At 33.4% G+C, this 1,337-nt stretch carries 2 protein-coding genes and 1 pseudogene; all 3 read left to right on the forward strand.

Translation table 11 applies throughout. The features are described 5' to 3' along the window. Positions 1-117: pseudogene (locus tag D1953_RS21885) on the forward strand (DUF6262 family protein); the annotation flags it as partial. Positions 118-313: 196 nt separating this feature from the next. Next, positions 314-733, forward strand: coding sequence for a hypothetical protein (locus tag D1953_RS21530; RefSeq protein ID WP_119119085.1), 420 nt, complete (start codon positions 314-316; stop codon positions 731-733). Between the two features lie 117 nt (positions 734-850). Continuing rightward, on the forward strand, positions 851-1,279 hold the full coding sequence (locus tag D1953_RS21000) for a hypothetical protein (protein ID WP_119119086.1): 429 nt from the start codon (positions 851-853) through the stop codon (positions 1,277-1,279). Positions 1,280-1,337 lie beyond the last annotated feature (58 nt).

Genomic DNA, 1,337 nt, shown 5'->3' on the forward strand with positions numbered 1-1,337 from the left:
AACAAAGATGCTATCATTGAGTCATTAAGACGAAAAATTAAGAAGGTAGAAGAGGAAAACAAGCAGCTTCGAGAACAATTGAAAGTCGCGTACGCAGAGGTCTATAAAAAAATCTGAGGGAACATCGTTCCCTCCTTTCTTCAATTAAAGGGCCAGATTCTTTAGTAACGATAATTGATATTGTGAAGAAGTATACTTAAAGATGCAGGTTAGCTAAGCAAGAAATAGGGTTAATTTCCCTCTATTTATTGATACAATCATTCAATTAATATAATAATGACTTGTAAATTGTATTGGAGGGAAATTTCCTTAAATGATAGATTTCACAAAAGCAAAAAGACATATATTAAGGTTATTGTATTTTTGTTTGCTGTATTTGCTTTATATATTAGTGGGTGAGATTTGGTTCATCGTATTATACGCACATGATAATTGGATAAACTTAAGTGGAATGATTATTGTTGCTATCCTTTTGCTTCCACTTTACACATTTATAAACACAAAATTATCGATTGGAATAGGGAGATATATATTTTATATTCCAGTCCTCCCATTCTTTATTGGAGCGTTGTTGTTTAATTCCATTGAACGCAGCCTTTTTCCAAATCTTTTTGTACAAGACGACTTAGGTGCAGGGATTCTTATGATGATGATTGCTTTTCCCCATTGGGCTGCTATGATGCTCTCTTTTTTATTGGCTCATATAATAAAAACGCGAAGAAATGAAGGCTGAATTTACTTCTTGTGATGTCTTAAGCTAACCTGTAGGCTAGTTAAAGAAGAATTAAGTGATTTTAGAGGACTAAGACCCTATTTTAGTTATTCCAGACATATGGGAATGAGGATGCAAATGTATTATGCTATGTTGATACTCGGTTTGGTGTTATTGTTGATTGGTGTTTTTCGGTTTATTTGTATGTACAAGGAGAAAGAATTTACTATTTTCAATACATTTAAAGCTCTTTTGTCATTAATACTGAGTGGATTATTGCTAGTTATAACTCTCCCTAGCCTAAAATATATGATATTTAAAGAGTATGATGTTGTAAAAGGGAGTTGCACCATCGAGATAGATTCATCTGGGCGATCTAGTGAAGCAGCATTTAAAATACTGGATACGAACGAGGTATTTTATTTTAGAGATATTCCTGAATTGGATTCTTATGGAAGAGCAGTTCCCTACTATTGTGAGGTCACTGTCACAAAGGATCATGAGTTTGAAGTAGGTTATAAAATTTTTGATGCTAAATCGAGGGAAATTATACAAACAAGTAAATAGTTCCTCAATTAAAGGGCGCGATTGTTGGTGCGAAATGTTCCTGGCCCAAATGAAATGT

This window comes from Peribacillus asahii (assembly GCF_003570725.1).
Taxonomy (GTDB): Bacteria; Bacillota; Bacilli; order Bacillales; family DSM-1321; genus Peribacillus; species Peribacillus asahii.

Coding starts and splice junctions, on each gene's coding strand:
- D1953_RS21530 (WP_119119085.1), top strand. CDS start 314: ATGATAGATTTCACAAAAGCAAAAAGACATATATTAAGGTTATTGTAT.
- D1953_RS21000 (WP_119119086.1), top strand. CDS start 851: ATGTATTATGCTATGTTGATACTCGGTTTGGTGTTATTGTTGATTGGT.